Annotated in this window: 18 protein-coding genes; 14 read left to right on the forward strand and 4 right to left on the reverse strand. The window is 71.4% G+C overall.

What is annotated here, in order from left to right; translation table 11 throughout:
- The first annotated feature begins 82 nt into the window (after positions 1 to 82).
- A complete protein-coding gene (locus DEJ49_RS27585; protein ID WP_150186605.1) occupies positions 83 to 628 on the forward strand; it encodes a GNAT family N-acetyltransferase in 546 nt (181 codons plus the stop codon).
- Between the two features lie 104 nt (positions 629 to 732).
- Here the strand turns inward: DEJ49_RS27585 and argB are convergent, their stop codons facing one another.
- The 3 genes from argB to argC are packed head-to-tail and all read right to left on the reverse strand — an operon-like array spanning position 733 to position 3,838.
- On the reverse strand, positions 733 to 1,590 hold the full coding sequence (gene argB, locus DEJ49_RS27590) for an acetylglutamate kinase (RefSeq protein ID WP_150186606.1): 858 nt from the start codon (positions 1,588 to 1,590) through the stop codon (positions 733 to 735).
- Positions 1,591 to 1,607: 17 nt separating this feature from the next.
- Entirely contained in the window at positions 1,608 to 2,756 is a 1,149-nt protein-coding gene (gene argJ, locus DEJ49_RS27595) for a bifunctional glutamate N-acetyltransferase/amino-acid acetyltransferase ArgJ (protein ID WP_150186607.1), read from the reverse strand.
- Positions 2,753 to 3,838: an N-acetyl-gamma-glutamyl-phosphate reductase gene (gene argC, locus DEJ49_RS27600; RefSeq protein WP_150186608.1), complete on the reverse strand. Its 1,086-nt coding sequence runs from the start codon at positions 3,836 to 3,838 to the stop codon at positions 2,753 to 2,755. The genes argJ and argC overlap by 4 nt, the downstream gene beginning before the upstream one ends.
- A 167-nt stretch (positions 3,839 to 4,005) precedes the next feature.
- Here argC and DEJ49_RS27605 point away from each other — a divergent pair, with 167 nt between their 5' ends.
- The 7 genes from DEJ49_RS27605 to DEJ49_RS27635 all read left to right on the forward strand — a co-directional run bounded on the left by DEJ49_RS27605 (position 4,006) and on the right by DEJ49_RS27635 (position 15,535).
- The gene (locus tag DEJ49_RS27605; protein ID WP_150186609.1) at positions 4,006 to 5,439 is read left to right on the forward strand and encodes a DUF4192 domain-containing protein; all 1,434 of its coding nucleotides are present in this window, start codon (positions 4,006 to 4,008) and stop codon (positions 5,437 to 5,439) included.
- Between the two features lie 222 nt (positions 5,440 to 5,661).
- Positions 5,662 to 7,734, forward strand: coding sequence for a glycogen debranching N-terminal domain-containing protein (locus tag DEJ49_RS27610; RefSeq protein ID WP_150186610.1), 2,073 nt, complete (start codon positions 5,662 to 5,664; stop codon positions 7,732 to 7,734).
- A 140-nt stretch (positions 7,735 to 7,874) separates the two neighbouring features.
- Positions 7,875 to 8,636, forward strand: a complete 762-nt coding sequence (locus DEJ49_RS27615) for an NUDIX hydrolase (RefSeq protein WP_223833013.1) — start codon at positions 7,875 to 7,877, stop codon at positions 8,634 to 8,636.
- A gap of 174 nt (positions 8,637 to 8,810) precedes the next feature.
- Positions 8,811 to 11,495, forward strand: coding sequence for an ATP-binding cassette domain-containing protein (locus tag DEJ49_RS27620; protein ID WP_150186612.1), 2,685 nt, complete (start codon positions 8,811 to 8,813; stop codon positions 11,493 to 11,495).
- Between the two features lie 162 nt (positions 11,496 to 11,657).
- Positions 11,658 to 12,545: a FadR/GntR family transcriptional regulator gene (locus DEJ49_RS27625; RefSeq protein WP_190329460.1), complete on the forward strand. Its 888-nt coding sequence runs from the start codon at positions 11,658 to 11,660 to the stop codon at positions 12,543 to 12,545.
- Positions 12,546 to 13,015: 470 nt separating this feature from the next.
- The gene (locus tag DEJ49_RS27630; protein WP_150186613.1) at positions 13,016 to 14,560 is read left to right on the forward strand and encodes an RNA polymerase sigma factor; all 1,545 of its coding nucleotides are present in this window, start codon (positions 13,016 to 13,018) and stop codon (positions 14,558 to 14,560) included.
- Positions 14,561 to 14,704: 144 nt separating this feature from the next.
- The gene (locus tag DEJ49_RS27635; protein ID WP_150186614.1) at positions 14,705 to 15,535 is read left to right on the forward strand and encodes a S1 family peptidase; all 831 of its coding nucleotides are present in this window, start codon (positions 14,705 to 14,707) and stop codon (positions 15,533 to 15,535) included.
- Between the two features lie 163 nt (positions 15,536 to 15,698).
- Here the strand turns inward: DEJ49_RS27635 and DEJ49_RS27640 are convergent, their stop codons facing one another.
- Positions 15,699 to 15,929, reverse strand: coding sequence for a hypothetical protein (locus DEJ49_RS27640; protein ID WP_150186615.1), 231 nt, complete (start codon positions 15,927 to 15,929; stop codon positions 15,699 to 15,701).
- 441 nt (positions 15,930 to 16,370) lie between these two features.
- On the opposite strand from DEJ49_RS27640, the gene DEJ49_RS27645 reads away from it, so the two are divergent.
- The 6 genes from DEJ49_RS27645 to DEJ49_RS27670 all read left to right on the forward strand — a co-directional run bounded on the left by DEJ49_RS27645 (position 16,371) and on the right by DEJ49_RS27670 (position 23,358).
- Entirely contained in the window at positions 16,371 to 18,494 is a 2,124-nt protein-coding gene (locus DEJ49_RS27645; protein WP_150186616.1) for a type IIA DNA topoisomerase subunit B, read from the forward strand.
- 190 nt (positions 18,495 to 18,684) lie between these two features.
- On the forward strand, positions 18,685 to 19,197 hold the full coding sequence (locus tag DEJ49_RS27650) for a DUF1453 family protein (protein ID WP_150186617.1): 513 nt from the start codon (positions 18,685 to 18,687) through the stop codon (positions 19,195 to 19,197).
- Entirely contained in the window at positions 19,194 to 20,339 is a 1,146-nt protein-coding gene (locus DEJ49_RS27655) for a sensor histidine kinase (RefSeq protein ID WP_150186618.1), read from the forward strand. The genes DEJ49_RS27650 and DEJ49_RS27655 overlap by 4 nt, the downstream gene beginning before the upstream one ends.
- Positions 20,336 to 21,073: a response regulator transcription factor gene (locus DEJ49_RS27660; RefSeq protein ID WP_150186619.1), complete on the forward strand. Its 738-nt coding sequence runs from the start codon at positions 20,336 to 20,338 to the stop codon at positions 21,071 to 21,073. The genes DEJ49_RS27655 and DEJ49_RS27660 overlap by 4 nt, the downstream gene beginning before the upstream one ends.
- Positions 21,074 to 21,184: 111 nt before the next feature.
- Positions 21,185 to 21,769, forward strand: coding sequence for a DUF485 domain-containing protein (locus DEJ49_RS27665; RefSeq protein ID WP_150186620.1), 585 nt, complete (start codon positions 21,185 to 21,187; stop codon positions 21,767 to 21,769).
- Positions 21,766 to 23,358, forward strand: a complete 1,593-nt coding sequence (locus DEJ49_RS27670; RefSeq protein ID WP_150186621.1) for a cation acetate symporter — start codon at positions 21,766 to 21,768, stop codon at positions 23,356 to 23,358. The genes DEJ49_RS27665 and DEJ49_RS27670 overlap by 4 nt, the downstream gene beginning before the upstream one ends.
- Positions 23,359 to 23,362: the final 4 nt, after the last annotated feature.

Consider the following 23,362-nt stretch of genomic DNA (forward strand, 5'->3'; position numbering starts at 1 on the left):
ATAGTTAGGTAAGGCTAGCCTTACCTCGCCAGTTCGATCGTGGACCATCGTGAACCATCGTGGAACCGAGGAAGGTACAGCCTTGATCACGGCTACGCCGCGCCCTGCCCCGCTGCGCGAACTCCCCGCGCACGAATTCTCCGCGGGAGCACCCTCCAGGGTGCCCGTCGTGCGCCCGGCCCGTGCGGAGGACGCCGCCGAACTCGCCGCCCTCTCCCGGCCCTTCGTGCGCTCCGGTGCGCTGCGCGAGAGGCCCGCGTCGGTCTACGCCGACCATGCCGCCGACTTCCTCGTCATGGCCGAACCCGGTGGCACCCTCGAAGGCTGCGTGGGCCTGCGGGTGCATCCGGCCGACCCGGCGGAGGGCCGTGGCCCCGCGGGCGTTCTCTACAACTTCTGCGTGGCAGGGCACCGGCAGGGCCGCGGCGTGGGCGCCGGGCTCATGCGCGCCGTACTGGCCGTCGCTCGCGCCAAGTCGCTCGGGGCGCTCTTCACGGCGACGACCGGCGGGGGAGACCTGTTCCTCCGGTACGGGTTCGCCCCCGCGGCCGTGCGGACGGCGCCGTCGGCGTGGGCGGGCTCCCTCGACCCGCGGCGCAACGCGCGGATTCTCGCCAGGAGTCTGTGAGGTCCAAGGACCTCGTGCGGCCAAGGACTGCGTGAGGCCAGGCACTTCGTAGGTGCAGGCAGTGCAGGCAGTGCAGGCAGTGCAGGCAGTGCAGGCAGTGCAGGTCAGACGGTGCACTCGTCGTGTTCGGCGCTCTCATCACGCTCGACGACCTCGTCGAGCACCACGGTCGTGCCGGGACTCGTCTCGCCGAGTACGCCGCTCAGCACCGCGTGCCGCACCCGGCCGTCGAGCACGTGCGCCATGCGCACACCGCCGCGGACGGCCCGCAGGCAACCCTCCATCTTCGGCAGCATCCCGCTGGCGAGCCCCGGCAGCAGCTCGTCCAGCTCGTCGGCCGTGAGGCGCTCGATCACCTCGGTGCTGCGCGGCCAGTCCGCGTACAGACCCTCGACATCCGTGAGCATCACGAGGCGTTCGGCGTCGAGGGCCACGGCGAGCGCCGACGCGGCGAGGTCGGCGTTGACGTTGTAGACCTGGCCGTCCTCGCCGCGTGCCACGGGGGAGACGACGGGGATGTGGCCCTGCTCCAGGAGCGTGCGCACTGTCCCCGGATTCACCTTCACGACGTCTCCGACGAGACCTATGTCCACCGGCCGGTCGTCCACCCAGGCGGCCCGCCGTACGGCCGTCATCGTGTGTGCGTCCTCGCCCGTCATGCCGACGGCGAAGGGGCCGTGCGCGTTGATGTGGCCGACCAGTTCGCGCTGGACCCGGCCGGTCAGCACCATGCGGACCACCTCCATCGTCTCCGGAGTGGTCACCCGCAGGCCCGCCGCGAACCGCGTCTCCAGGCCGAGCCGGTCGAGCATCGCGTTGATCTGCGGCCCGCCTCCGTGGACGACGACGGGGCGCAGACCGGCCCGCCACAGCTCCACGACGTCCTGGGCGAACGCCCGCTGCAGATCCGCGTCCACCATGGCGTGCCCACCGAACTTGACGACGACGACGCTGCCTCGCATGTGTGCCTCTACTCCGTTCACGAGCTGTACGCGCTGTTCTCGTGGACGTACGCAGCGGTCAGATCATTCGTCCAGATCGTCGCCGACGCATCCCCGGAGCGCAGGTCGACGGTGACCGTCACCTCGCGCCCCGAGAGGTCCACCTTGTCCCGCGGCTCCCCGGCCGCACCGTCCCTGCACACGCGTACGCCGTTGATGGATACGTCGATGCGGTCCGGATCGAAGACCGCGGAGGTCGTGCCGATCGCCGACAGCACCCGGCCCCAGTTCGGATCCTCGCCGTGCAGGGCGCACTTGAGGAGGTTGTTGCGGGCGATCGACCGTCCCACGGTCACGGCGTCCGGCTCCGAGGCCGCGCCGACCACCCGCACCTCGATCTCCTTCGACGCGCCCTCCGCGTCCGCGACGAGCCGGAGCGCCAGGTCGAGACAGACGCCGTGCACGGCCTCCGCGAACCCGGCCGGGTCCGGCCGCACCCCCGAGGCGCCCGAAGCCAGCAGCAGCACGGTGTCGTTGGTGGACATGCAGCCGTCCGAGTCCACCCGGTCGAAGGTGGTGCGCACCGCTTCCCGGAGCGCGGAGTCGAGCGCCGGGGCGCTGACGTCGGCGTCCGTGGTGAGGACCACGAGCATCGTCGCGAGGCCGGGGGCCAGCATGCCCGCGCCCTTCGCCATACCGCCCACCGTCCAGCCGGGACCGGACGCGACCGCCGTCTTGTGCACCGAGTCGGTCGTCTTGATCGCGATCGCCGCGGACTCGCCGCCGTCCTCCGACAGCTCCGCGGCGGCGGTGTCGATGCCCGCCGTCACCCGGTCCATGGGCAGCCGGACACCGATGAGCCCGGTGGAGCAGACCGCGACCTGCTCGGCCACGCAGAGGGCTCGGGCGGTGCGCTCGGCCATCGCGCGGGCGTCGTCCTCACCCGCGGGACCCGTACAGGCGTTGGCGCCCCCGGAGTTGAGGACGACGGCGGCCAGCGCACCGTCGCCGGTCACGCGCCGCGACCAGCGCACGGGCGCGGCCTGCACCCGGTTGGAGGTGAACACCGCGGCCGCCGCGTCCGACGGGCCGCGGTTCACCACGAGTGCCAGGTCGGGGGCGCCGGAGTCCTTGATCCCCGCGGACACCCCGCTCGCGGCGAATCCACGGGCAGCGGTCACGCTCACGGAGCCACTCCATTCACGGGCAGCCCCGTCCCTTCGGGGAGTCCGAGTGCGATGTTCATGCTCTGCACCGCACCACCGGCGGTGCCCTTGGTCAGGTTGTCTATCGTGCTGACGCACACGAGCCGCCCGGCGGCCGCGTCCACGGTCACCTGCACCTGGGCGGTGTTGGACCCGAGGACGGCGGAGGTGGAGGGCCAGGTGCCGGGCGGCAGAAGGCGTACGAAGGGTTCGTCGGCATAGGCGGTCTCGTACGCGGAACGCACCGCGTGCTCCAGGGCGTGTACGGCGGTCGGGGTGTTGACGTCGTCCGGGGGATGTACGTCGTCCGGGGCGGCGTGGGGGCGCAGGCGTGCCGAGCAGGTGGCGAGGATGCCGCGCGGCATCGGTGCGAGGGTCGGTGTGAAGGACACGCTCACGCGCTCGCCCGCGACGCGGGACAGGTTCTGCACCAGCTCGGGCGTGTGCCGGTGGCCGCCGCCGACTCCGTAGGGCGTCATCGAACCCATGACCTCGGAACCGACGAGATGCGGCTTGGCCACCCGGCCCGCCCCCGACGTGCCACTGGCCGCGACGACGACGGCCTCCGGCTCGACGAGCCCCGCCAGGAAGGCCGGGAAGAGGGCGAGGGTCACCGCCGTCGGGTAGCAGCCGGGCACGGCGATACGGTCGGTCCCCTTCAGCTCGCCCCGGGCGCCGGGCAGTTCGGGCAGCCCGTAGGGCCACGTACCGGCGTGCGGGGAGCCGTAGAAGCGCTGCCAGTCCTCCGCGTCGCGCAGCCGGAAGTCGGCGCCGCAGTCGACGACGAGGGTGCCGGGTTCCAACTGCTGTGCCAGCGCGGCGGACCGGCCGTGCGGCAGTGCGAGGAACACGACGTCGTGTCCCCGCAGGGACTCCGCCGACGTCTCCAGGAGGATCCGGTCGGCGAGAGCGGCCAAGTGCGGCTGTACGTCGCCGAGTCGCCGCCCCGCGCTGCTGTGCGCGGTCACCGCGCCGATCTCGACCTCCGGATGCGACACCAGCAGACGGAGGAGCTCCCCGCCGGCATAGCCACTGGCTCCGGCCACCGCGGCCCGTACTGTCATGGCAGCCCGTACTGTCATGGTCTCCGTCTTTTGTGCTGGGTCCGACCTGCGAAGTGAGCTTAGCCTAACCTAATTAAGTCCGGTGGCTGTTCGCGGGTTGGCGTGCCCCTGATCGGGGTTATCCACAGGGTGAACCGGAACCCGGCGCTTCGCGGGAGAGTCGGCGCATGACGAACCACAGCGAAGCAGCGGGTCAGTTCGAGCCCGACAGTTCCGTCCATGCCGACAGCGTCGTCGCCCGCCCCGGGAACGCGGGCGACCCGTTCGGGCAGCCGGTGGTCACGCTCCGCACGCCGGCCGAACTGGCGGACGCGTTGCCGTACTTGCTCGGGTTCAGGCCCGAGGAGAGCATCGTGCTCATCGCCCTGCACGGAGAGCGGGGCCGGTTCGGCGGCCGCGTGCGCCTCGGCGTTCCCGAGCGGGCGGAGGACTGGCCGTGCGTCGCGGAGCAGCTGGCCCAGTGCCTGGTGGGCGGCTCCGCGCGGAGGGGCGAGCGGCCCGACGGCATCGTCGCGTTCCTCTGCCAGGATCCCGTCGGCGCGGAGACGGGACGGCAGGTCGTGGAGCGGCTGCGCCCGCTGGCGCAGGAGCTGCGCACGGCGTGCGGCCGCCTGGACGTGCCCGTCTTCGAGGTCGTGTGCATCTCGCAGGACCGCTTCTGGACCTACTGCTGCCCGGACGTCCGCTGCTGTCCGCCGGAAGGCATCCCCCTGCTCAGGCCGGGCACCTCGGTCCTGGCCGCCGCGGCGACGTACATGGGGGTGCGGGCCACCGCCACGCAGAGCGAGATCCGGGGACGGCTCACCCCGTGGGAGACCGCGGCGGCTGCGGATCAGGAGCGAGCGCTCGACGCGGCGAGCGTCGAACTGCTTCCCAGGATGCTGCGCGAAGCGGAATGCGACGGGGACCGTGACACGGACTCGCGCGAGGTGAGCGACGAGACGAGCCGCGAGGTGTGCGACGAAGAACAGGGCGTCGGCGTCGCCTCGGAGACGCTCGACCTGGCGCGCCGGATCATGGCGCGTCTCGAAGCGGCGCCCCCGGCACCCGGCGACATCCTCGACGCCGACAACAGGGACGACGAACTGATCGCGCACGACGAGGCGGCCGCGCTCATCTTCGGGCTCCAGGTCCGCACGACCCGAGACCGCGCGGCGGAGTGGATGGAGGGGAGCGAGGGGCCGCCCGCGCTGCGCCTCTGGAGGGCCCTGTCCCGGCGCTGCGTCGGGGCGTACGCGGAGTACGCCGCCGCGCCACTCGCCCTCGCCGGCTGGGTCGCCTGGTCGCTCGGCGACCTCGCGGAAGGTCAGGAGGCCCTGGACATGGCGCTGGTCGCCGACCCCCGGTACGCCTTCGCGCTGCTCCTCAACCAGGCCTGCAACGACGACCTGGACCCCGAGTCGATCCGCCGCTGCCTGCGACGGAAGCGCGAGGCCCGCGACGACGTCGCACCTCGGCGCCGCCGTCGCCGTCGGACGCGTACGGCGAGCGAGGCTTCCCGGCGCACCGCGAGCGAGGCTTCCCGGGCGCCCGGGAGCCCGGCCAGGGGCCCGCAGCAAGGCCGCCGCCCGGGCCGCCGCATCGCGAAGGACACCCGATGACCGCACAAGCTGTGGGCCACATGGTCGGCTTCGTCCGGGCAGGCGTGACTTGGCGCAGGGTCTGCCCGTTCACCTGAGTGGCGGTACCCGGCCGTGTCGCACCGCCGATTCACACGCACGACAGACACCGCAGACACGCAGACCGCCAGACACGCAGACCGATATACACGCAGACACGCAGACACCGTGCAGGCACCGCAGACAACGCAAAAGAAGCTGCCCATGTCTCTTCCCGCCCCGTCTTCTGTCGGACGACCCCCGTCGTCCCGGCCTACACGCCCGTCGCCGCCCACACCCCCGCCCTCACCCTCATCCTCACCGGCCGTGGCGCCTGAGCCGCGCCGTGTCCGCGAACTCCCGCCCGCGCACACCGCACTGATCTGCGTCGCCCTGCCCGCCCTCGCGATCTCGACCGACCAGGGGCAGCTGACCGGCCGAGGTCTGGAGGGCTTCTACCGCGCGGGTCGCCGGACCCTGTCCCGCTGCCAGGTACGGGTGGCGGGGCGGGACCCGGTCGCCGTACAGGCGCGCATGCTCTCCGCGGACAGCGCCCGGTTCGTCGCGACGCTCCGGCTGTCGACGGACGGCGGTCCCGACCCGGAGGTCGTCGTCGAGCGGATCCGGCACGCGGACGGCACGGAGCGGATCACCTTGCACAGTGCGTCGGGGCGGCCCCTGCGGCTGCCCCTCGAGGTCGCGCTCGGCACGGACCTCGCGGAGGTGGGCGCGGTCGCCTCGGGCCGGGCTGGACCCGAACTGCCCGCCAGCGTGCACGACTCCGGCATGCGGTGGTCCTCCGCCGCGGCCCACTGCGTCGTCACGGCCGACCCCGCGCCCGCGGACGCCCTGGCCTCCGCGGGACTGCTGCGCTGGGAGGTGGACCTGCCGCCGGGCACCTCCCGAAGCGTAGAACTCAGGGTGCGGCCCGACGGCGCGGGACCGGTCCGCGCCGCGGGACGCGGTGCGATGCGCCCGGCCAACGGGGCACGGGCGACCGGCGACGACCCGAGGGTCCAGCCGCTCCTCGCCCGCTCCGTCGAGGATCTGCAGGCACTGCTGCTCCGGGATCCCGGGCATCCGTCCGACATGTATCCGGCCGCGGGCGCGCCGTGGCGCTGCGGACTCGCACCGGCCGAGGCGCTGGCCGCCGCCCGTATGGCACTGCCGCTCGGCACCCGTATCGCCGCGGGCACGCTGCGCACGCTGGCCCGCGGCCAGCTCGGGGGCCCGGGGTCCCGGTCGGGCCTGATCCCGGGTCCGCTGCGTGACGCGGGCCCCCATCTGCCGCCCGGTTGCACGGGCACCGAGGCGACCCTGCTCTTCCCGGTGCTGCTCGCGGAAGCCCGGCGCTGGGGGCTTTCCGCGCAGGAGGTCGAGGAGCTGCTGCCCGCGGCGGAACGGTGCCTGCGATGGCTGCACACCGCCATCGGTGACGGCGTCTTCTTGTCCGACGTCCACCGGTCGGGGGTCGCGCGCGCCGAGGTCCAGGCGCACGCGCATCGAGCGGCGCTGCTCGGCGCGGACCTGCTCGCCGCGCACGGCCGCGCGGATTCCCTGGGGCTGCGCCAGTGGGCGGCCCGGTTGCGGTCCGCCTTCCAGGAACAGTTCTGGGTGGACGACCGGGCGGGTGGCAGGCCGGCCGCCGCGCGTCTGGCCGACGGAAGGCTCGTGCCGCACCTCACCGCAGGCGCGGCCCACCTCCTGGACACCGGTCTGCTCGGCTTGGGCACGCTCGCCCCAGGACTGCTCGACAAGGTCAGGACCGAGCAGCTCGCCCGGCTCTTCGGCGGGCCCGTCATGGACTCCGGCTGGGGGCTGCGCAGCCTGGGGGCGAAGGAAGTCGCGTACAACCCGTTCGGGCACAGGGGTGGGGCGGTCCGCGTGCACGAGACGGCGGTCGCCCTCACCGGGCTCGCGGCTGCCGGGTACGAGAAGGAGGCGAGCTCGCTCCTGCGCGGCCTGTTGTCCGCTGCCGAGTGCTTCGGCCACCGGCTGCCCGAGATGTACGCGGGGGAGCAGCGCACGGAAGGCGCGGCTCCGCTGCCGCACCCGGCGGCCTGCCGCCCGGCCGCCACCGCCGCGGCCGCAGGGGTGCACGTCCTCACCGCGCTCGCCGGGATCCGGCCGGACGCACCCGCGGGCACGGTGAAGCTCGCTCCGATGCGCAGCGCCCCGCTGGGCGAGCTGGGTCTCAGCGGGCTGAGCGTCGCCGGAGCACCGTTCTCCGTACGGGTGAGCCGGCTCGGCCTCGCCATGGTCGAGGAGGCGGCCGACAGGCTGCAGTTGGGGGTATGACCATGTCCCACGTACAGCGTTGGCGCACGGACGAACGGACCCGCGCACCCGGCGACCCGGGCGGCGAAACGACGGGAAGCAACTGGACGGCAATGGGCGAAGGAGGTGTTTATCGTCAAGCAGACGACTATGATCGCGGCATGTCGCCCTACGACCCGTCGGCCTTCCCGCCCTTCGCTGTCACCGTCGACCTGGTCGTGCTGACCGTGCGCCGGCACGCGCTCTGTGCGCTGGCCGTGCGGCGCGGCGAGCAGCCGTTCCAGGGACGTTGGGCGCTGCCCGGAGGGTTCGTACGCGCGGATGAGGACCTGTCGTCGGCGGCGGCGCGTGAACTGAGCGAGGAGACGGGCCTGTGCGCGCACGCGCCCGACGCCCCGGCGCAGGCCAACGGAGCGCACCTCGAACAGCTCGGCACGTACGGCGACCCGAAGCGCGACCCCCGTATGCGTGTGGTCAGCGTCGCCCACCTCGCGCTCGCCCCGGACCTGCCGGCGCCGCGCGCCGGTGGCGACGCGAACAGCGCCCGCTGGGCCCCGGTTGAGGCCCTGCTCAAGCAGGGTGGCTACGGCCGCGACGACGAACAGGCCGCCCCCCTGGCCTTCGACCACGCCCAGATCCTCGCGGACGGCGTCGAGCGCGCCCGCTCCAAGATCGAGTATTCCTCGCTGGCCACGGCCTTCTGCCCGCCGGAGTTCACCGTCGGCGAGCTGCGGCGCGTGTACGAAGCCGTCTGGGGCGTCGTCCTCGACCCGCGCAACTTCCACCGCAAGGTCACCGGCACCCCGGGCTTCCTCGTGCCCACCGGCGGGACCACCACCCGCCAGGGCGGACGCCCCGCCCAACTGTTCCGCGCGGGCGGCGCCACGCTCCTCAACCCACCGATGCTGCGCCCCGAGGTCTGAAACCCGCCGACGCTGTGCCCGAGGTCTGACGCACTGGACACCAGTGACCCACGCCCTGACCGAAAAGCCGCAAATGTCGCGTTATCTTGCTGCAGTACCCACGGGGTTCGTCCGTCCCCGATCCGGCGGACGGGCCCCGGCCGCCGAGCGGTCGCACATCCTGCGAGAGAAGCGATGATCCAGGCCATCGGACTGACCAGCAATCCCCGCCAGGAGCTCCCGCCCGCCGTCGAGGACGTGTCCTTCGAGGCACGCACTGGCCGTGTCACGGCACTGCTCGACGCCGAGCCGATCGGCACGACCACGGCGCTGCGGTTGATGCTCGAACTCCAACAGGGCCGGGGCGTCACGTACTTCAGAGGCCGCCCCCTGCACCGGATCGCCCACCCCTCGCGCGAGGTCGGTGTCCTCATGGGTGACGTCCCCGGCCACCCGGCGCGTTCGGTCCGCGGCCATCTGCGCATGCTGTGCGCGGCCGTGGGAGTGCCCGTCCTGCGCGCCGACGACGTCCTGGAGGCCGTCGGACTCGTCAGCCTCCGGGACGAGCGCCTCGGCACCCTCTCCCGCGGCATGGACCGGCGACTGGGTCTGGCCTGCGCGCTGCTCGCCGACCCCCACACGCTTGTCCTGGACAGGCCGGGCGAGGGCCTCTCGACCCGGGAGAGCGCCTGGCTGCACGGCATCCTGCGCGCCCACGCCTCCCAGGGCGGCACGGTCCTGTTCACCACGAACGATCCCAAGGAAGCGGCACGCACCGCCGACCGCGTCGTCACCCTGGACTCCGGACACCTGGTCGCCGACCAGGAGGCCGCGGACTTCGCACGCACCAGACTCCGCCCCCGCGTCGCCGTCCGAACCCCGCACGCCGCCCGCCTGGGCGCACTCCTCACCAAAGAGGCGCGCGCGGCACACCGCACGATCGAGGTCGTCAAAGAGGACGGCAACCGCCTCTCGGTCTACGGAAGCACGTGCGCCGACGTGGGCGAGACCGCGTACCGCCACGGAATCCTCATCCACCAACTCGCCACCGAAACCGGCGACACGGGCCCACGAACCCCTCCGGGCCCGGCGCCCCTGCCACATCGGACGCCTCCGACAAGCCAGACGCCTCCAACGCATGAGGCGCCCCCAGCGCATCAGACGAGCCCGACACGGGAGCCGAGCCCGAGGCACCCGACGAGCCCGACACACCCGACGACCCCAACCAGCCGGAGACACCAGCCGGACCCGCAGGGTCGGCCGGACCTGCAGGGTCGGCCGGACCTGCAGGGTCGGCCGGACCTGCAGGGTCGGCCGGACCAGCAGGGTGGTCGAGACCGCCCGGGTTGCCCGGGGCGGCAGGGCAGCCAGGACCGCGAGGATGGGCCGGACCAGCAGGCCGCCCAGGACCGTCCAGGTCACAAGGACTACCAGGGCGGCCCCCGGGACCACCAGGGCGGCCCCCGGGACCACCAGGGCGGCTCGGCCCAGAAAGAACGGTCGAACCCCGCAGCCCCGCCCGGCCCGATCCCCGCCCCGGCTTCGGCCGCCGAGGCCGTCCCCGCGGTCACCTGCGAAACCGCCACGGAAGCGCAGGCCCAATGTCACCCGGCTGACGACTCGCCCGGCGCCGACGCCGCAGGCGTGGCAGAAGCCACCTCCGAAGCCGTCTCCGACGCCCCCGGCGAAACCGCCGCCATGGCCCCACCGGCAGGAAGCGGCGACGACACGACGCCGCTCGACACGGTGCGGTCCGACCCCACGCCGCCCGACACCGAACCGCTCGACACAGTGCCGACCGACGCGGCGCTGCTGAACACGGCACCGTCCGACCCCGGGCCGCTCGACGCGGTGGCGCCCGGCGCGTTGCCGTCCGGCGCGTTGCCGTCCGAGGCCGCCCCGCCCAACCCGGCGCCGCCAGACACCGTCCCCCTCGACACCGGCACCCGCCCTCACCGCTCCCACACGCCGGCAGGGACCGGGACCTCGACCGCCCCCGAGGGCACAACCTCGGCGCCCGCGCACGCGCCCGCGCCCGTTTCCGCATCTGTGTCACCCCCCGCCCCGACCTCGGCCTCCGCCCTCCCGCCTCCCATCACCGTCCGCGCCGGCAGAAGCCCCCTGCGCCCTCTGCGCTACGAAATCCGGCGCCTGCTGGGCGTCGGCACGGGCTACTTCACCCTGGCTGCCGTCCTCGCAACCTCCGTCCTCTTCTCCGTCTTCTTGGCGCGGTCCGGGCACACCCCCCAACCGCACCTGCTCGCCGCCTGGCCCCACGAACTGCCCCTGCCGCCCGCCGCCCTCGGCGCCGGGCTCCTCGGCGCCCTCGCCTTCGGCGACGAGTTCCGCCACCCCGCCCTCGCCGCGGACCGTGGCACCGTCCCGCGCCGCCTCGGGCTGCTCGGCGCCAAACTCCTCGTCGCGGCCGCGACAGGGCTGCTCCTCAGCACTCTCGCGGTGCTCTCCGACGCCGTTCTGCTCCACCTTGTATACGGAGAAGAACTCACGAAAGTTCCCGCCGACTGGCCATCTCTGACCGCCAGTTGGTACGCCTTGGTGACGGGGTGTGCCTGGGCCGGCGTGCTGGCCGCCGGAGTGTTCCGGTCCACGACCGCGGGCCTCGCCGCGGTGCTCGCCGTGCCTATCGTCGTCGTACCTCTCGTACAGAAGGCCGTCGAGGGACCAGCTGTGCGATCAGCCGTCGGGCTTCCGGCACGGCTCCGGGACCTCGCCCTGGTGCAGTGGCCGTTCGGCGCCGAGCGATATCTGGCCGCGGGAGTGCGCATGATCGCTCAACCCGTGGGCACCGCGCTGATGTTGTCGCTGACCGCTCTGCTCTGCGCATATCTGCTCACGGCGATGCGCACCAGAGTCCGATGACGACCACCCGCCGCCTTCCGGAACGGGGCTGCGCGCAACTCCCCGCAGGGCGTCCGTTTCTTTCCGATAAGGCGTCAATTGCGGCGGGGTAAGCGATCACCCTTTCGTGTGCTTTTCACCAAAGACCTCAAGGGAGTTGGAGGCAGCGCCGACAACTGATCCGTGAGTACCCTTGCGCACACCATGATGACCACCGCCCGCTCCGCCGACTCCGGTCTCGCCGGCCCGGGCGACCTCGACCGATACCCGTACGCGGAGTCCGCCGTCGGCGACCGCGTCGCACCTCCCGTCTGGGACGGCCCCGACCAGGACCTGGGGCGCGTGGGCCGGCGCGCCGCCGGAAGCCGCGGCCGCGGGCTGCACGGCCAACTCGTCCAGCAGCTCGGCCAGATGATCGTCTCCGGTGACCTCGGCGCCGACCGCCCGCTCGTCCCCGAAGAGATCGGCCAGCGCTTCGAGGTCTCCCGCACCGTCGTGCGCGAGTCCCTGCGCGTGCTCGAGGCCAAGGGCCTGGTCAGCGCCCGGCCCAACGTCGGCACGCGCGTGCGCCCCGTCAGCGACTGGAACCTGCTCGACCCGGACATCATCGAGTGGCGCGCCTTCGGGCCGCAGCGCGACGACCAGCGCCGGGAGCTCGGCGAGCTGCGCTGGATGATCGAGCCCCTCGCCGCGCGCCTCGCCGCCGGACACGGCCGCGAGGAGGTGCAGCAGCGCCTCGCCGACATGGTCGAGATCATGGGGCACGCGCTGGGTCAGGGTGACGTGATCACCTTCTCCCGCGCGGACGCCGAGTTCCACTCGCTGCTCATCCAGGTCGCGGGCAACCGCATGCTGGAGCACCTCTCGGGCATCGTCTCGGCCGCCCTGCAGGTCTCCGGCGGCCCGATCACCGGCTGTGACCGTCCCAGCGAGGCCTCGCTCGTGCACCACTCCCGTGTCGTCGACGCCCTCGCCGCCGGCGACGGATCCGGCGCGGAGGCCGCCATGCGGCAGCTGCTCACCGTCCACCCCGAGGTGGAGCGCGTCGTGCCCGCCCCGCGCGAGCACTGACCGCGCCTCCACGTAGGCGCCGCGGCCGTGCGCGTGCCCCGCGCCGGCGCTGAGTCGTCGCGTACGTCACTCCGTGCCCGTCGGCGACTCCGCCGTCGCCCCCTGTGTCGCCGGACCCGCCACGAGCTCCTCGGAGAGCACGGGGGAGTCCGGCGACACGAATGTGGGGGGTTTCTTCGCGGGGCATCGGGGGATCATTCGTGCATGCGTATAGGCCGCTTCTGACCGCATCTGGATGCTTTTGTGCGCTTACGGGGTGTGACTCGGGCCACGTAGATTGGGCGTAACGCTCCAAGGAACAGCGCGATGACCTAAGAGGTGATAGCCGAGGAAGGAATACAGCGGTCGTTCGCGACGCTGTGCAGCTCCCCGGCCCCGCCCGCGCCGTCGGCCCAAATCCCTAGCCGCCGGTCGTCGGCTCCGGTCCACAATGGACGGGGCCGGAAGCCGTTTTCCAACGTTCCGAGAGGTTGTTCGTGTCGGCCAGCACATCCCGTACGCTCCCGCCGGAGATCGCCGAATCCGTCTCTGTCATGGCGCTCATCGAGCGGGGAAAGGCTGATGGGCAGATCGCCGGCGATGACGTGCGTCGTGCCTTCGAAGCTGACCAGATTCCGGCCACTCAGTGGAAGAACGTTCTGCGCAGCCTCAACCAGATCCTCGAGGAAGAGGGTGTGACGCTGATGGTCAGTGCCGCGGAGCCGAAACGCCCCCGCAAGAGCGTCGCAGCGAAGAGCCCGGCCAAGCGCACCGCGACCAGGACGGTCGCGGCCAAGGCCACCACGGCGAAGCCCACCGCCACCGCCGCCACTGAGGCGCCGACCGCGGACGGCACCGCCGAGGACGCGCCCGCGAAGAAGGTCGCAGCCAAGAAGACGACGGCCAAGAAGGCCGTCGCCAAGAAGACCACCGCCAAGAAGACGGCGGCCAAGAAGACCACCTCCAAGAAGGACGCCGACGAGCTCCTCGACGAAGAGGTCACCGAGGAGGCACCCGCCGCCGGCAAGCCCGGCGAGGGCGAGCCCGCCGAGGAAGGCGCCCAGGGCTTCGTCCTCTCGGACGAGGACGAGGACGACGCGCCCGCCCAGCAGGTCGCCGCGGCCGGCGCCACCGCCGACCCGGTCAAGGACTACCTGAAGCAGATCGGCAAGGTCCCCCTCCTCAACGCCGAGCAGGAGGTCGAGCTCGCCAAGCGCATCGAGGCCGGTCTGTTCGCCGAGGACAAGCTGGCCAACGCCGACAAGCTCGCCCCGAAGCTCAAGCGCGAGCTGGAGATCATCGCCGAGGACGGGCGCCGCGCCAAGAACCACCTCCTCGAGGCCAACCTCCGCCTGGTGGTCTCCCTGGCCAAGCGCTACACCGGCCGCGGCATGCTCTTCCTGGACCTCATCCAGGAGGGCAACCTCGGTCTGATCCGCGCGGTCGAGAAGTTCGACTACACCAAGGGCTACAAGTTCTCCACGTACGCCACCTGGTGGATCCGTCAGGCGATCACCCGCGCCATGGCCGACCAGGCCCGCACCATCCGTATCCCGGTGCACATGGTCGAGGTCATCAACAAGCTGGCCCGTGTCCAGCGCCAGATGCTCCAGGACCTGGGTCGCGAGCCCACGCCGGAGGAGCTGGCCAAGGAACTCGACATGACCCCCGAGAAGGTCATCGAGGTCCAGAAGTACGGCCGTGAGCCGATCTCCCTCCACACCCCCCTGGGTGAGGACGGCGACAGCGAGTTCGGTGACCTCATCGAGGACTCCGAAGCGGTCGTGCCGGCCGACGCGGTCAGCTTCACGCTCCTGCAGGAGCAGCTGCACTCCGTCCTGGACACCCTGTCCGAGCGTGAGGCGGGCGTGGTCTCCATGCGCTTCGGCCTCACGGACGGCCAGCCCAAGACCCTCGACGAGATCGGCAAGGTCTACGGAGTGACGCGCGAGCGCATCCGTCAGATCGAGTCGAAGACGATGTCGAAGCTGCGTCACCCGTCGCGCTCGCAGGTCCTGCGCGACTACCTCGACTAGGCACAGGCCGGTCACCCGAAGGCTCCACGAAAGGCCCGAAGCCCGCGACAAGCGGACTTCGGGCCTTTCGCCTGCGCGGGTGCGGGGTGAGCGATACTGCATGACTCTGGGGTACGCAATGGCAACCCAGAGTGAGGAGATCGCATGCGTCGTCCCTTCGCCCGAGCGTGGACGGGGGTGCTGGCTCTGGCGGCCACTACCGTCGCCCTGCCCCTGGCCGTCCCGGCCCCCGCGTCGGCCGACAGCGTGGTCGTCGGAGGCCATCCGGTGGACGTGTCCGACAGTCCATGGGTGGTCGCCGTGTCCAGCCGTGCCCGGTTCGGCAGCTCACGAGCAGGCCAGTTCTGCGGCGGCGTGATCACCGGGCGCTCCACGGTCCTGACCGCGGCCCACTGCGTGAGCAAGGACGTGCTGGGGGTGCCGCTGAAAGAAGTGACGGACCTGAAGGTCCTCGTCGGCCGCGGGGACCTGCGGTCCTCCGAGGGGGACGAGGTGTCCGTACGCGAGGTCCGGGTCAACCCGGAGTACGACGCGCACACGAACTCCGGCGACGTGGCGGCCCTGACCCTCGCCGAGCCCCTTCCGGAGGGGCGCACCATCCGGATGGCGGGGCCCGGCGACCCCGCGTACCGGCCGGGCACGGGTGCCGCCGTATACGGCTGGGGGGACACCACCGGAGAGGGCGATTACGCCCGCTCGCTGCATTCGGCGCACGTCGAGGTGCTTGCCGACCAAGTGTGCGAGGAGGCGTACCCGGGCAGTGCCGAGGGGCGGTACATCGCCCGGACCATGCTCTGCGCCGGCGAGATGAAGGGGCGACGGGACGCCTGTCAGGGCGACAGTGGCGGCCCGCTCGTCGCGCGCGGCCGTCTCATCGGGCTCGTGTCCTGGGGGAGCGGCTGCGGCCGTCCCGGGAGCCCTGGCGTCTATACGCGGATCTCGGACGTCACCAGGGTGCTGAGCGCCCGCGACTGAGCCGTCCCCGGCCGGTGACGGGTCGGCGGGCGGCTCAGAGGGGCCCAGAAGGGCTCTGGGTGCCTCTGTGACGAGAGCGGGCGGCCGTCCCTGCGGTTGGCAGGGGCGGCCGCCCGTTCGCCGGCCTGGTGCGCCGGAGCTGGCTCGTCGTGGATGCGAGGTGTCAGCGTTCCTCTTCGGTGACGCTTTCCGGAACGGCGGTCAGGCGCTCCGTCTCGTCCTGTATCTCAGCGGCGATCTTCTTGAGTTCCGGCTCGAACTTGCGGCCGTGGTGGGCGCAGAAGAGCAGTTCACCGCCGCTCAACAGGACGACGCGCAGGTATGCCTGGGCGCCGCAGCGGTCGCAGCGATCAGCGGCCGTCAGGGGGCTCGCGGGGGTCAGAACAGTAGTCACGTCGCCTCTTCTCTAGCTCGACGAGCTGTCGTACCAGGGTCAACATCCAACCAGGCCGAAAACGTTCCCGCTCGTGGCTTTTCCTCGAACTTTTCTTTCGAGGTGGCTGTCCGTTGCCGGTTGGCGGCGAATGTGCCGTATTGCGTCTCTTACGTGTCTTACGGTTTCGCGCTGTCTGTCAGGTCAGGTCGTCCCCGGCTGGGTTGCCGGTTGTTCATGAGGACGTGCCCGGAGCCTAAATGGTTCATGCCTCGAAGGGAACGTGACGTGCGCTTCACTCCATCGAGGGATCGAACGTGTATGCGAGTCTGGACTAGTCTGAGTTGAGACGAGGGTGGCGTGACAACGGCTCTACCAGGCCTCGGTACCCTCTGACCGGTAACCGAAGCCGCGTCCTTACCCCAAAGGACCCCCCTTGAAATTCAGCGAGGAGCGAACCGCGTGACCGCCGAGACGTCCGTGCCGTCCACAGCGTTGCTGACAGGAGCAGACCGGGACGGTTCCAACTACACCGCGCGGCACCTCCTCGTCCTGGAGGGGCTCGAGGCCGTCCGCAAGCGTCCGGGCATGTACATCGGGTCGACGGACAGCCGCGGTCTGATGCACTGCCTCTGGGAGATCATCGACAACTCCGTCGACGAGGCCCTGGGCGGGTACTGCGACCACATCGAGGTCATCCTCCACGACGACGCCTCCGTAGAGGTCCGGGACAACGGCCGAGGCATCCCGGTCGACGTCGAGCCCAAGACCGGCCTCTCCGGGGTCGAGGTCGTCATGACCAAACTCCACGCGGGCGGCAAGTTCGGCGGCGGCTCGTACGCCGCCTCGGGCGGCCTGCACGGCGTGGGCGCCTCCGTGGTGAACGCGCTCTCCGCGCGCCTCGACGTCGAGGTGGACCGCGCCGGGCACACCCACGCCATCAGCTTCCGCCGCGGTGTCCCCGGCGCCTTCGCCAAGCCGGGCCCCGAGGCGCCCTTCGACCCCTCGGCCAGGCTGAGCAAGGTCAAGAAGGTCCCCAAGGCCCGCAGCGGCACGCGCGTGCGCTACTGGGCGGACCGCCAGATCTTCCTGAAGGACGCCAAGCTCTCGCTGGAGAACCTGCACCAGCGCGCCCGCCAGACCGCCTTCCTGGTCCCGGGCCTGACCATCGTCGTGCGCGACGAGCTCGGTCTCGGCGACGGCGGCTCGAAGGGCGAGGAATCCTTCCGCTTCGACGGCGGCATCAGCGAGTTCTGCGAGTACCTGGCGCAGGACAAGGCGGTCTGCGACGTCCTCCGGTTCTCCGGTCAGGGCACCTTCAAGGAGACCGTCCCCGTCCTGGACGAGCACGGCCAGATGACGCCCACCGAGGTCACCCGTGAGCTGGGCGTGGACGTGGCCATGCGCTGGGGGACCGGGTACGACACGACGATCAAGTCCTTCGTCAACATCATCGCCACCCCCAAGGGCGGCACCCACGTCTCCGGCTTCGAGCGCTCCCTCACGAAGACGATGAACGAGGCCATGCGCACCCAGAAGGTGCTCCGCGTCGCCGAGGACGACATCGTCAAGGACGACGCCCTGGAGGGCCTCACGGCGGTCGTCACGGTCCGTCTCGCCGAGCCGCAGTTCGAAGGCCAGACGAAGGAAGTGCTCGGCACCTCCGCGGCCAACCGCATCGTCGCGAACGTCATCGCCAAGGAACTCAAGGCGTTCCTGACCTCCACCAAGAGGGACGCGAAGGCTCAGGCCCGCGCGGTCATGGACAAGGCCGTCGCCGCCGCGCGCACCCGCATCGCGGCCCGCCAGCACAAGGACGCCCAGCGCCGGAAGACGGCCCTGGAGTCCTCGTCGCTGCCCGCGAAGCTCGCCGACTGCCGCAGCGACGACGTGGAGCGCAGTGAGCTCTTCATCGTCGAGGGCGACTCCGCGCTCGGCACCGCCAAGCTGGCCCGGAACTCCGAGTTCCAGGCGCTCCTGCCCATCCGCGGCAAGATTCTCAACGTTCAGAAGGCGTCCGTGACGGACATGCTGAAGAACGCCGAGTGCGGCGCGATCATTCAGGTCATAGGAGCCGGGTCGGGCCGGACCTTCGACATCGACGCGGCGCGCTACGGAAAGATCATCCTGCTCGTCGACGCCGACGTCGACGGCGCGCACATCCGGATCCTGCTGCTGACGCTGTTCCAGCGGTACATGCGGCCGATGGTCGAGGCGGGCCGGGTCTTCGCGGCGGTCCCGCCGCTGCACCGCATCGAGCTCAGCCAGCCGAAGAAGGGCCAGGACAAGTACATCTACACGTACTCGGACCGCGAGCTGCGCGAGACGCTTCTCGAACTGCAGCGCAAGAACATCCGGTACAAGGACTCCATCCAGCGCTACAAGGGCCTGGGCGAGATGGACGCCGACCAGCTGGCCGAGACGACGATGGACCCGCGCTTCCGGACCCTGCGCCGCATCAACATCTCCGACCTGGACTCCGCCGAGCAGGTCTTCGATCTCCTGATGGGCAACGACGTCGCGCCGCGCAAGGAATTCATCACGAGCTCCGCGGCGACGCTGGACCGCTCGCGGATCGACGCGTAACAATCCGCGCGCCCCGGTGCAGGGGCGCGCGAGATACGGCAGGAGCCGTGCTCTCCACCCGCGGGTGGAGAGCACGGCTCCACCCGTGTTCAACCCCTGCGCCGATGCCGTGACCAGGCGGTTTCCGTAGCGTCGAAGGCGTCGGTCCTCCGCGGACCGGCCTCGTCCCGCTCGCCGTACGGAGGCTGACATGTCCGGGCTCACCAACGCACTGGTGATCTGCGCCGTCGTGGTGCTGGTGGTCGTCCGCCAGTTCAAGGCGCAGGAGATCGGCACGGACCGGCGCTGGTGGCTGATACCAGCCGTGCTGGTCTTCATGGCCGTGCGCGAACCCGACCTGATCGATCCCCAGCACCGTGCGACGTCCGTGACACTGCTGGCCGTCGAGCTGCTCGTCGGCCTGGCCATGGGCGCCGGCTGGGCGCGTACGTCCCATGTGTGGACCGAGCCCGACGGCACCGCGTGGAGCAAGGGCACCAAGGCCACCGCCGTGGTCTGGGCCGTCGGCATCGGACTGCGGGCGGGGCTCTTCGGCATCGGCTCGCTGCTGCATGTGCGCCAGGGCACCCCCGGTCTGATGCTGGCCCTCGCGGCCACGCTGCTGGTCCGCAGTGGTCTGCTCATACAGCGCGCCGGCACCCGACCCGCAGCGTACGGTATGGCCGACGCGGCGCCCGAGCCGATGCGGAAGGAACCCGTGTGAGTGGGGACTGGTGGACGAGGTGGCCCTCCCGCGAGGCGCTCACCTGGGCGGGGATGAGCCTGGCCCGACTGTGGTTCGTCAGGGTCCTGCGCGTGGTGATCCTCGGCAGCCTGCTCTGGGACGCGTTCCACACGGAACGCGGTTGGCGGCTGGTCGCCGGGGTGGCGATCGTCCTGGCCGTCGCCGGGGTGGGATGGGCGTTCTTCCGGGTCTCGTTCGCCCACCGCCTCTGGCCGTCCCTGGCACTGATGTCACTGCTATGGGCCGCCGCGATCGCTGCCGAGTCCGGTGACTGGCAGGTGCTCGCCACGGTGCTGTGGTGCGGCTCGGCGATCTCCGCCCTGGAACGCCTCCCGATGGTCGCGGCGGCGCCTTGTGTGCTCCTGGCGATGACCGGATACGCCGCATACATAGGCGACAGCCCGCTCACCACGGCGCTCGTCGTCATCGGCCTGGCACTGGCCGGGTACACCCTGCGACTGGACGCGGAGGCGCGAGGCAGCGCCCTCCGGCTGCTCACACAGGAGCGCGCCGCGCGGGTCGCGGAGACGGAAGCGGCCGCCCTCGCCGAGCGGGCCCGCATCGCCCGCGAGATCCACGACGTGCTCGCGCACAGCCTCTCCGCCCAGCTCGTCCACCTGGAGGCCGCGCGGCTGCTGATCGAGGGCGACGCGTCCAAGGAGCAGGTTCTGGGCCGGGTGGTGGCGGCGCGGTCCATGGCCAGGGAGGGGCTCGCCGAGACGAGACAGGCGCTGTCCGCGCTGCGCGGGGAGATGACCCCGGTCGAGGACTTCCTGCGCGAGCTCGTCGCGGCGGACCGTGCGTCGGTCACCGTGACGGGGGACCGGCGCCCCCTGCCGGCCGAGGCGTCCCAGGCGGTGCGGAGGGTGGCGCAGGAAGCCCTGACGAACGTCCGCAAGCATGCGCCCGGCGCGCAGGTCGAGGTGTGCCTGCGGTACGAGAACGATCAAGTGAGGCTCGACGTCAGGGATTCGGGAGGGAAGTCGCCGGGTGAACTCGCCGCTTCCGGTGCCGGGTACGGTCTGCTCGGGATGCGCGAGCGCGCCGAGCTGCTGGGCGGATCCCTGGAGGCGGGACCGGGTGAGGAGGGCTTCGTGGTGACGCTGAGGGTGCCGGGATGACGGGGGACGAAACCGCTGCGAAGGCGGCGGACGCCGGTCCGGCGGGGCCTGTCGAGAGCCGGGGTAAGCCACCCGCGCGGGTGATCGTGGTCGACGACCAGACCGTGGTGCGTGAGGGGATCGTGATGCTGCTGGGACTGCTGCCCGGCATCGAGGTGGTGGGCGCCGGAGCGGACGGCGAAGAGGCCGTGCGCCTGGTCGGCGAACTCGCTCCGGACGTCGTCCTGATGGACCTGCGGATGCCCCGGTGCGACGGCGCGGAGGCCACGCGACGTATCCGCGCCGAGTATCCGGGAACTCAGGTCGTCGTGCTCACGACCTACGCGGACGACGACTCGCTGTTCCCCGCGCTCAAAGCGGGGGCGCGCGGCTACCTCACGAAGGACGCGGGCGGGGACGAGATCGTGCGGGCCGTCGAGGACGTGCTCTCGGGGGACGCGGGACTCTCCCCTCGGATCCAGCGGCGGCTCCTCGAGCGGCTGTCGGAGCCGGACGACGCGCCGTCGGCGGCTCCGCCCGACGGCCTGACCGCGCGGGAGACCGAGGTGCTGGTCCTGATCGCCGAGGGAATGTCGAACCACGAGATCGCGCGGGCGCTGCACGTCTCCACCGCGACAGTGAAGACCCACATCAACAACCTCTTCGCGAAGGCATCCCTCAAGGACCGCGCGCAGGCCGTGCGTTACGCGTACCGACATGGGCTCATCAAGCTGGACAGAGGCTCCGGCATCTGACGTGGCTTCACCTGATGGGGTGAAGAGCATTGAGAGGAGAGTCAGGGATCTTACCGTTCTGTCCATCCTTGGGCACGTGGCCGAACAGGGCTGCGGACTAAGGAGAGTTCGGTGGAGAAGCACGAGGGGCCCGACGGCGGACCGGGCCGGGCCGCTACCGGCCGGGACCGCTCCGGCGACCTGAGAGACCCCTGGTACGACACGCTTGCCTCCGGCTGGGGAGAGCTCGACGGCACAGGGGAGCCGGCTCCCGCGGGCCCGCAGGGGAGCACGAGTGCGGCCGACATCTACGTGGAAGTGCAGCGCAGCGCCGCTTTCCAGGAAGTGCGCGGTCGCTACCGGAGGTTCGTCGTCCCGGGAGTGGCGCTCTTCTTCACCTGGTACGTCGCGTACGTCGTGGCCGCGACGACGGCACCGGGCCTGATGGCGCGGCCCGTCAGCGGCGCGGTGAACGTGGCGATGGTGGCCGGGCTCGGGCAGTTCCTGACGACGTTCCTGCTGACATGGGCGTATGCGCGCCACGCACGGCTGCGGCGGGACAGGGCGGCGCTCGACCTGCGCTGGGCCGTCTTCGAGCAGAAACGGGAGCAGGAGCAGCGGGTGGAGCGGGGTGCGGGGGTGCGGCCGGACGTGGTGCCCGCGCAGAACGAGGTCCCTGCGCATGAAGCGGTGTGCGCCCGGGAGGTGGAGCGGTGAAGGGGGATCACCAGACCTTGGCGTTGCTGTTGTTCGGGGTGTTCGTTGCCGTCACCCTTGCGATCACCACCTGGGCGAGCCGCAAGAGGCACGGCTCGGCGGAGGAGTTCTACGCGGGCGGGCGGCTGTTCTCCCCGATGGAGAACGGTTTCGCCATCGCCGGTGACTACATGTCGGCCGCCTCCTTCCTCGGCATCTCCGGGCTGATCGCCCTCTTCGGCTACGACGGGCTGCTCTACTCGGTGGGCTTCCTCGTCGCCTGGCTGGTCGTCCTGTTTCTCGTGGCCGAACTCGTGCGCAACTGCGGGAGATACACGCTCGGCGATGTCGTCGCCGCGCGGATGAGGGAGCGTCCCGTGCGGATCGCGGCGGGAACTTCTTCGGTCACCGTGTCCGTTCTCTATCTGGTGGCGCAGATGGTGGGGGCCGGCTCACTGGTGGGGCTGCTGCTCGGAGGGACGAGCGGGGCGGCGCAGACCTGGACGGTGATCGGCGTCGGCGCGCTCATGGTCGTCTATGTGTCGCTGGGAGGGATGCGGGCCACCACCTGGATCCAGATCGTCAAGGCGGTCCTGCTGATGGCCGGGGCGATCGCGCTGACCGTCCTCGTCCTGGTGCGTTTCCACGGCGACTTCGACCAGTTGCTGCGGACGGCGGCGGACCGCAGTGGTCACGGCGACCGGTTCCTCGCGCCCGGGCTGAAGTACGGCGGGGACTGGACCGCGCGCCTCGACTTCATGAGCCTCGGCCTCGCCTTGGTCCTCGGCACCGCCGGTCTGCCGCACATCCTTTCCCGCTTCTACACCGTGCCGACCGCGCGGGCCGCCCGCCGTTCCGTCGTCTGGTCCATCGGCCTGATCGGCAGCTTCTACCTGATGACGATCGTGCTCGGGTTCGGCGCGGCCGCGCTCGTCGGCCCCGATGCGGTGCGCGGGTCGAATGCCGCGGGCAACACGGCGGTTCCGCTCCTCGCGCTCGACCTGGGAGGCGGCGCGCACTCCACGGGCGGAACGGTTCTGTTCGCGATCGTCGCCGCCATCGCCTTCGCCACGATCCTCGCCGTGGTCGCCGGGATCACGCTCGCCTCGTCGGCGTCCGTGGCCCACGACCTGTACGCCTCCCTGCGGCGGCGGGACGCGAAGCCGCGCAGCGAGGTGGCGGTCGCCCGGCTCGCCGCCGCGGGGATCGGCGTGATCGCGATCGGCCTCGGTCTGCTGGCCCGCGATCTCAACGTCGCCTTCCTGGTGGGCCTCGCCTTCGCCGTCGCCGCGTCAGCGAACCTTCCGGTGCTGCTCTACTCCCTGTTCTGGCGGAGCTTCACGACGCGGGGTGCGGTGTGGTCGGTGTACGGGGGACTGCTGCCCGCGCTCGTGCTGGTGGTCCTGTCGCCGGTGGTCTCCGGAGGGCCGCACTCCCTCTTCCCCGGGGTCGACTTCCAGTACTTCCCCCTGGAGAACCCGGGTCTCGTCTCCATCCCGCTGGGCTTCCTCGCGGGGTGGCTCGGCACGGTCACCTCGCGCGAGGCGGCGGACGAGATCAAGCACGCGGAGACGGAGGTGCGGTCGCTCACGGGTGCCGGTGCGGCGTAACGAT

The sequence above is a fragment of the Streptomyces venezuelae genome (assembly GCF_008642335.1).
GTDB classification, from domain to species: Bacteria; Actinomycetota; Actinomycetes; order Streptomycetales; family Streptomycetaceae; genus Streptomyces; species Streptomyces venezuelae_F.